Annotated in this window: 3 protein-coding genes; all 3 read right to left on the reverse strand. The window is 44.9% G+C overall.

The annotated features are described in order from the left end of the window. Nucleotides 1-79 precede the first annotated feature (79 nt). The 3 genes from F6K53_RS36820 to F6K53_RS36830 are packed head-to-tail and all read right to left on the reverse strand — an operon-like array spanning nucleotide 80 to nucleotide 2,587. Nucleotides 80-2,305, reverse strand: a complete 2,226-nt coding sequence (locus F6K53_RS36820) for an NHLP family bacteriocin export ABC transporter peptidase/permease/ATPase subunit (protein WP_293084489.1) — start codon at nucleotides 2,303-2,305, stop codon at nucleotides 80-82. After that, a complete protein-coding gene (locus F6K53_RS36825) occupies nucleotides 2,302-2,463 on the reverse strand; it encodes a hypothetical protein (RefSeq protein WP_293084492.1) in 162 nt (53 codons plus the stop codon). Before F6K53_RS36825 ends, F6K53_RS36820 begins: the two co-directional genes overlap by 4 nt. Beyond that, nucleotides 2,396-2,587: a hypothetical protein gene (locus F6K53_RS36830; RefSeq protein WP_075896217.1), complete on the reverse strand. Its 192-nt coding sequence runs from the start codon at nucleotides 2,585-2,587 to the stop codon at nucleotides 2,396-2,398. The genes F6K53_RS36825 and F6K53_RS36830 overlap by 68 nt, the downstream gene beginning before the upstream one ends. Nucleotides 2,588-2,712: the final 125 nt, after the last annotated feature.

The following is a 2,712-nucleotide window of genomic DNA, read 5'->3' on the forward strand; positions in this document are numbered from 1 at the left end:
AAATTATGGTCTGAAATGATTACCCAGTAAATATTTCAGCTTGCATGTCACCCCCTCAGCACCCCGTCAGTCCGTTTACTTAATAACTAGAACTAATCAACTGCCCATAAACTCCCCCTTGCTGCCACAATTCCTCATGGGTACCCCGTTGCACCACCTTACCCCGCTCCAGAACAATAATCTCATCACAATCTCGAATCGTACTCAATCGGTGGGCTACAATAATACAAGAAATACCCCGACGCCTGAGATTCTGGTCAATAATCGTTTCCGTTGACCCATCCAAGGCACTAGTTGCCTCATCCATCACCAAAATCGCTGGGTCATTAACCAACGCTCTAGCAATTTCCAGACGTTGACGCTGACCCCCACTTAAATTTCCAGCTCCTTCCATCAGTTGGGCTTCATATCCCCCAGGTAGTGCCTGAATCACCTCGTGAATTGCCGCATCCTGACAAGAGCGCACTATCTCAGACAGGGGTACCGTCTTATCCCACAAAGTCAGATTATCCCGCACTGTCCCCCCAAACAGAAAGATTTCCTGTTCCACCATTGCTAAGGAATTCGTCAACACCGACCTGGGAATCTGCTCTTTTGGAATCCCATCAAATAGAATCTGCCCTGACCAAGGTTGGTATAGACCAGTTACTATCTTGGCTATGGTAGACTTCCCCGAACCACTACCCCCTACTAGCGCTACCCTTTGACCAGGTTTCAGGGTCAGATTAAAGTTCTCAATTAACGGTCGATCTATCCGGGAATAGCCAAAGGTAATATTGCGTAATTCTACATGACCTTGAAGGCAGACCTGGAGAGTGGGAAATGAATCAGATTCTGCTTGATCTCCCCTTTGAGCTGCCACCGGATCTTGGGGTCGGTTAGGGGAATGAGTGGTTTGAGCTAACCCTTCGGTCAACTGGGGGTCAATCGGGTTGCCCAATACATCATCCAAGCGATTGAGGTCACCATCGAGTTCCTGGAGAGTACTGCCAAACCTGACTAACTGGTTGACAGGCTTCTGAAAACTGTTCATCAAGCTTTGAAAAGCCACTAACATCCCAATACTGAGAGATCCTTCCATTACCCTTAGACCCCCAACTGCCAAAATTAGCATAGAGGTTAAGGAGGTTAGCAGAGGCGGTAAAACCCCTAAAACCTGGTTTGCTACTTCCAGTTTCTGCTGACCATTAACCGCTTTAGCATAGTAACCGGACCACCTGGCAAAGAAATCCGACTCTGTTGCCGATGCCTTGACACTTTCTATGCCCTGTAGTCCAGCGATCGCTACCCCAGCTGCCTTACCCCGGTCTAGGGCTAATTGCATATAGCTGTCCACCCGCTTACGAGCCAGCCATTGTAAGGTCAAGACATTTACCAAGGCAAAAACTATAGCAATTACAGTGAGTACCCCATCATAGGCAAACATCACCAGGGCATAAAAGATTACCATTACCGAATTAATCACTGTTGTTGCCAACTGACCCGAAAGCACGTCAGCCACTTTGTCATTTAGCTTAACCCGATTACTAATTTCTCCAGCAAACCGCTGGGCATAAAATCTTGCTGGTAATCGCAGGATGTGCCAGAGAAATTGGCTGGACATTCCTACGGATAACTTAATTTTTAGTTGTCTCAAATACCGCAATTGTAACAGGGTCAACACCCCCTGCAGGAGCACCGTAATTGCCATGGCTAAAATCAAGGGACGTAGCCAATCAGTGCGACTTTCGACTAACACATTATCTACAAAAATTTGATTAAAGACGGGAATAACTAAGCCAGGGAAAACTAATAAAAATCCTACTATTATACAGTATGTAATTGCAGGAATAGACCCTTTTAGTCGTAACCATAGCGCGAATGTAACACTGGGTTTTTGACCCCCTTTTTTAAACTCTGGTCCTGGTTCAATTACCAGCACTACCCCCGTGTAACCCTGATCAAATTCCTCGCTGGTTACCCGTCTTGGACCAGCAGCTGGATCATTGAGAAAGACGATTTTTTTACTAAATCCTTCTACTACTAGGAAATGATTAAAATTCCAAAACACAATAAACGGAGGATGCAATTTTTTAAGGTTAGCCAGGGATTTTTTATAACCCTTGGCTTGCATTCCATAACGCCTAGCAGCTTTAACCAAATTAGATGCTTTAGAGCCATCGCGGGACACACCACAACTAACCCTAAGTTCCTCTAACGGCACAATCCGACCATAGTAACTCAGAATAATTCCTAGAGCAGCGGCACCACATTCTACTGCTTCCATTTGCAATAGAGTGGGGGTTTTGATTCGTTTTTGTTTCATTGTTTACTGTTGAAAGTTGAAAGTTGAAGGTTGGTTTGTTGTTCGCGTAGCGTGGCCAAAGGCCAAGGTTGAATGTTGTTTGTTGAAGGGTTAAGGGTAGGTTGAAAGTTGAAAGTTGAAGGTTGGTTTGTTGTTCGCGTAGCGTGGCCAAAGGCCAAGGTTGAATGTTGTTTGTTGAAGGGTTAAGGGTAGATTGTTCGCGTAGCGTGGCCAATAGGCCAAGGTTTGTTTGTTGTTCGCCTTTGGAGTTCGGTGAAGGGTAGGTTTTTTGGTTATTCGCATTTGGCTAATAACCTTGGCCAAAGGCCAGGCTACGCGAACAAACTTTCAACTTTAAACTTTAAACTTTAAACTTTAAACCTTCAACCTTCAACTTTCAACTTTCAACATTAAACCTTTAAACCTTC

This window comes from Moorena sp. SIO4A1 (assembly GCF_010672065.1).
In the GTDB taxonomy this organism is placed as follows: domain Bacteria; phylum Cyanobacteriota; class Cyanobacteriia; order Cyanobacteriales; family Coleofasciculaceae; genus Moorena.